Raw genomic sequence first — 2,306 nt, 5'->3', positions numbered from 1 at the left:
GTTTTATCCGATGCGCCGGTGAGCTCGAGAATATTGCTTGCAGTGATATTCCAGTCGAGCTTGGTGTACCAACGCGGCATGGTGCTCCGCGACCTTTCGAACGAGTTACTGGCCTCTTCGTTAGCAATCGTCTGGGTGTCGTGACGTTCCACCTCAGCTGCCGCGAAAATATACAGCTTGTCTTTGATCAGCGGGCCGCCGGCATACACCGACGCCGTGGTTCCCGTATCGCGATTGTCCCGGTTATACGCATACAGGTTGCCGGCCTTGGCTGACTCGGGTACACCGCTTGCGTAGTAATCATTAGCTCCCTTCGCACGGGCGAACTGCGGCTCCCACAGGAATTGYACGCCGTAGTGCCAGGTGTTGGTCCCGCGCTTGCCCACCGCGTTGATCACACCGCCGTCTGATCGGCCGTACTGGGCACTATAACCTCCGGTGTAGACCTCTTCCTGGTCAATGGCACCATAAGGAAGGGTGATACCACCCAGTGCCTGCAAAGGGTCCGTGGTGTTGAAGCCGTTGATGTAATACGCGTTGGCATTGGCAGACGAACCGCCGAAGCTCACCAAAGACTTGCCGGTATCGCTGGTGAAGCCACCATTGTTCGGTACGACGCCGGGGGCAAGCTGAGCTATCTGCTCGGCGGTACGCCCTAAGGGCAGTCTTGCCAGCTGCTGCGCGTCAATGACCGTACGCGAGTCCACGCTGGCAACATCGATAGGCGGCGTTGCGTTCGCGGACACCTGCACCCCATCAAGCTTCGTTGCCTGGGGCGTTGCCGTGGAGAACGACACTTCGCTCGCGTTGCCAACACGCACTGCGACGTGATCCCGCTTGTCGACCACCGCGCCCTGTTGCAACAGAGTCACTGTGTATTCGCCAATGGGAAGCGCCGGGGAGCGATAGTGACCAGTGGCGTCCACCGGCAGCTCGCGGCTGACACCACTTTGGTTCTCAACGCGCACGGTCGTTCCCTGCGCGACTGGTACCTCGCCGAACAGGCTGCCGGTGGTCGACTGCGCGAAGGCAGCCGGCGCGATGACCATCGCGAGGGCAGCGCAAAGGCTGCGGAGCGGAAGGCGCCGTAGGGGCAGCTGGGTCGACATAAACGCACTCTTGTGAGACGTCGCCAGGCACACGGGGACCTCCCGAGGACTGGGGACGCGAATGATGAGAATGGCCCCCTGAGCGGCCTGTCGCCCAATTTCTATCACCACGAAAACGTTTACACAACGGTTACATGGGCGTTACGTAGAAGTCGCAAGCTCTTACGGATGAGTTCAAGTACGCCTGGCGACGCGCACCACATAGCCCACGCTCGCATGACGACAGCCGTCTGGTTGGGCTGGACTGGCCATCGTTCCTGAAGGCGCACGGCAAGGCGGCAAGCATGAGTCGACGCGGCAACTGTCACGACAACGCCGTCGCGGAGAGCTTCTTCAGCCTGCTGAAAAGGAACGAGTCAAGCGCCGGATCTACCCCGATCGCGCCACCGCATCCTCCGATGTCTTCGATTGCATCGAGAGGTTTTTCAACCCAGTACGCCGACATGCTTTCACCACCGATTTATCACCGGTAGAGTTCGAGCTGCGTCACGCGAAAACCGGCGCCTGAGTGTCTACGAAACGCTGGGCGGTCCAATATTACTCGCGGGGCTACTGTTCTTGACCTTCGCTCTTGGCAGGAAACTTGGTTTGGACTCGCCTCCCTTTCGCAGGCGCCACGGTTATCTAAGTGACCTGAACTGTGAAGCACGGCTCGCCGCACCAACCCCACGCGAAGCAACCATCGGTATCCCGTTCCGACCTAAGTTATGCTCTGCACTTTCTTAGCCGGAATTGCTGATGACAAGGACTTCCCGACTAGCGCTCATTGGCTTGATAATGGCCGCGTCCCCTGCTTTTGCATCGCCGCAGGCGCGCTCAGCAGCTCCTGCACCCTCTGCCCCACCCGAAGTGACAGCAATCGCGCCCGCGGGGACTACCCTGGTTTCGTTCGCGTCCACTGGTGATCAGGCGAACGCAGACGCAGTGGCCGTATTCGAGACCGCCCCCGACAAGGACAGTGTTCGTTACCGCACCCTCATCATGTTCGGCAAGAAAGACGGAAAGTTCGTGCCTGACTTCTCCAACGACAAACTCATTGCTTGCTCGAAGTGCAGTCAGTTCCACGATGACCAGTTTTATCCCGCTCATGTGAAGGTGTCCCCTGGACACGTCCACATCGACCAGTTTGATGCAGGAGAAAAGCCATCCCAGACCGCTCTCGATTTTGTCCGCAAGAACGATGGCTGGCATGTGACC

General features: G+C 59.2%; 2 protein-coding genes and 1 pseudogene. 2 read left to right on the top strand and 1 reads right to left on the bottom strand.

Annotation, left to right across the window (positions count from 1 at the left end; translation table 11 throughout):
* A partial coding sequence (locus AC1DYM_RS22930; RefSeq protein WP_477342345.1) for a TonB-dependent receptor occupies positions 1 to 1,109 on the bottom strand: 1,109 nt, incomplete at its 3' end.
* A 185-nt stretch (positions 1,110 to 1,294) separates the two neighbouring features.
* Between AC1DYM_RS22930 and AC1DYM_RS22925 the strand changes: the two are divergent.
* Positions 1,295 to 1,617, top strand: a pseudogene (locus AC1DYM_RS22925) (IS3 family transposase); the annotation flags it as partial.
* Positions 1,618 to 2,033: 416 nt separating this feature from the next.
* Positions 2,034 to 2,306, top strand: a 273-nt coding sequence (locus AC1DYM_RS22920) for a hypothetical protein (protein WP_477342343.1), incomplete at its 3' end; no start/stop codon positions are given.

The organism is Luteibacter sp. P1_D3 (assembly GCF_056406135.1).
Note: the sequence above shows the minus strand (reverse complement) of the source record. Positions and strands in the feature narration are given on the sequence as shown.